The organism is Arthrobacter sp. Hiyo1, from assembly GCF_001263615.2.
Taxonomy (GTDB): domain Bacteria; phylum Actinomycetota; class Actinomycetes; order Actinomycetales; family Micrococcaceae; genus Arthrobacter.
Genome location: NZ_DF952470.1, coordinates 184,205 through 186,957 on the forward strand (window position 1 = coordinate 184,205; position 2,753 = coordinate 186,957).

Sequence of the window (2,753 nt, forward strand, 5' to 3'; positions counted from 1 at the left end):
GGTCGGCGCGCAGGCGCCCGCCGCCGCGGACCCAGAGCTTGTAGGCCAGCACCAGCAGTCCGAGCCACACGGCGCCTACGTACAGAGCCACGCGAGTGTCCTCGAAGACGCCAAGGATCACGATCACCAGGGCCATGAAGGCGATGGTCACCACGGACGCGGCGGGCCACCACGGCGACGCGAATTCCGACGCCGGAAGTCCCTTGCGCTTGATTTCGCGCTTCATGGCGACGTGCGAGGCGAGGATCATGACCCATACCCACACTGTCGCGAAGGTGGCGATGGATGCGATCACGAGGAACACGTCCTCGGGGATGACCGCGTTGAGCACCACGCCCACCAGCAGGATGCCGCCCATGAGGACCACGGTCATCCAAGGAACACCATGCCTTGAGATCCTGCCGAAGCTCTTCGGAGCGTGTCCCTGCTGGGAAAGCCCGAAGAGGATGCGTCCGGCGCCGAAGATGTCGCTATTGATGGCTGACAGTGCCGAGGTGATGACAACGGCATTGAGGATGTGGGGCGCCGCTGGGATGCCGAGGCCACTGAAGATCTGCACAAACGGGCTGCCGTTGTTCCCGATTTCATTCCAGGGGAACAAGCTCATGAGCACCCCGAGCGTCAGGACGTAGAACAGCAGCACACGCACGGGGACGGTGTTGACAGCCTGCGGGATGACCTTCTTGGGGTCTGCGGCTTCGCCTGCGGTGATGCCGATCGTTTCGATCCCGCCAAAGGCAAACATGACAACGGCGAACGAGGCCAGGAGCCCTTCGAAACCGTTGGGGAACAGGCCGCCATGGTCAACGAGGTTCCCCAGCCCCGGTGCCACGCCGCTGTTGCCGGACTGGAAGCCGAACACGATGATCGCAGCGCCGCCCGCAATCATCGCGATGATCGCCACGACCTTAATGAGCGAGAACCAAAACTCGAGCTCGCCGAAGACCTTGACGCTCAGGAGGTTCATGGCTCCGAGGAGGAGGATGATCGCGAGGACCCAGATCCATCGGTCCACCTGCGGGAACCAGAAGCCCATATAGATACTGAATGCCGTCACGTCCGCGATCGCCACGATGGCCATTTCGAAGACGTAGGTCCAGCCGGTGATGAACCCGGCCAGCGGTCCGAGGTAGCGGCTGGCGTACTGGCCGAACGAGCCTGAGACGGGGTGGCGCACGGCCATTTCGCCGAGGGCACGCATCACCATGAAGACGGCGGCGCCCCCGATCATGTATGCGAAGAGAACCGATGGGCCGGCCTTTTGGATCGCGGACGCCGAACCGTAGAAGAGGCCTGTCCCGATGGCCGAACCGAGCGCCATGAAGCGGATGTGGCGGACATTGAGGCCGCGGCTGAGAACGGTTGTTACCGCGCCTTCGACGCCTTCGACGACTTTGGCGGCCGGCGTCCTGACGGCTGTTGGGGCTTGCTGCATACGAATACCTTCTCGTCATTGGGAGGGGTGGACTGTTAACCAGCAGACCATTCCGCAGCATGCTGTGATGGGCCTCACGGGACATCGTTGTCTCGGTTCTCAGACGCTGCGCCGTGGACTGGTTGTTTCATGCACAAATGTCTGGTATTCCAGACACCTTAATGTTCTGATTGGCTTTCCGATCCGCTCGGTGGGGCGCACGCTTAAGTACGGGATCCCGGACACCCGCCTTGCCGGCTTTGTGGCAGAAGGGCGGGCCGGGCATTACCGTGCACTCGAAGAGGAGCCATGACCACACAGCCGTCCACCCAAGGCCGGGCCGCTTCCAAAGTCCCGGCCGCCGAGAACACCCTGCGCATCCTGAAGTTGCTCGCGTCCCGGCGTGGCCCGATGGCAGCGTCCAATATCGCCACGGCGCTGGGCTTGCCCCGTTCCAGTGTCTATCACCTGCTTGGCGTCATGGAGGCCAACGGCTTTGTCCTGCACCTTCATGAGGAGCAGCGCTACGGGCTGGGGATCAGCGCCTTTGAACTCAGTTCGGCATACTCGCGGCAAGAGCCTTTGTCGCGGCTCGGCCGCCCCATGCTCGCCGCCCTCGTGGATGCGATCGGCGAGAGCGCACACTTGGCCGTCCTGCACGGCCGCGATGTGCTCTACATCGTGGAGGAGCGGGCCAAGAACCGCCCGTCCCTCGTGACCGACGTCGGGGTCCGGCTTCCCAGCCACCTCACGGCCAGTGGCCGCGCGATCCTGGCCGCCCTGCCAAAATCGCAGGTCAGGGCCCTGTACCCGAATGCTGCAGCCTTTACGGCCCGGCATGAAATGGAATCGCCCATCATGAAGTACTCGGCCCTGTCCTCGCATTTGGACCAGGTCCGGCAGCGCGGCTACGCCACCGAACACGGCGAAGTCACGCCCGGCTTCGGTTCTGTGGCCGCCGCCGTCACCGACCATCTGGGATGGCCGACGGCGGCAGTCGCCGTGACATTCCTCGAGGACCGGGTGCCGGTGGAGGAGTGGCCCGCACTGGCCGCCCGCATCCAGAAGACAGCGGACGAACTCTCGATCCGCATCCACGGCCGCCCGTCCTAGCCCGCCGCACCCAACCCCGCCCTGCTCACCAACCCGACCCCCTATCCCAACTGACTCGCAGTTGTTGTCGTTTTGGGCCCTCAGAACGACATCTACTGCCAGTTAGTTGAGTCTGGTATTCCGGACAGCACCCTCCATAAAGCCATTCCAAGACCCTTGCGGAGGGGCTCTACTGGATACAGAAGGAACTTCCACCTAGCAACCTCCAGAGACGAAGGAGTCATCA

The 2,753-nt window shown here is 63.3% G+C and carries 2 protein-coding genes; one reads left to right on the forward strand and one right to left on the reverse strand.

Annotation, left to right across the window (positions count from 1 at the left end; translation table 11 throughout):
• A partial coding sequence (locus AHiyo1_RS09805; RefSeq protein WP_059388452.1) for an amino acid permease occupies positions 1-1,435 on the reverse strand: 1,435 nt, incomplete at its 3' end.
• A gap of 288 nt (positions 1,436-1,723) precedes the next feature.
• Between AHiyo1_RS09805 and AHiyo1_RS09810 the strand changes: the two genes are divergently transcribed.
• Positions 1,724-2,527, forward strand: a complete 804-nt coding sequence (locus tag AHiyo1_RS09810; protein WP_059388453.1) for an IclR family transcriptional regulator — start codon at positions 1,724-1,726, stop codon at positions 2,525-2,527.
• Positions 2,528-2,753: the final 226 nt, after the last annotated feature.

Excerpts from the sequence above, each read along its gene's own strand:
- AHiyo1_RS09810 (WP_059388453.1), top strand. The coding sequence starts at position 1,724 with ATGACCACACAGCCGTCCACCCAAGGCCGGGCCGCTTCCAAAGTCCCG.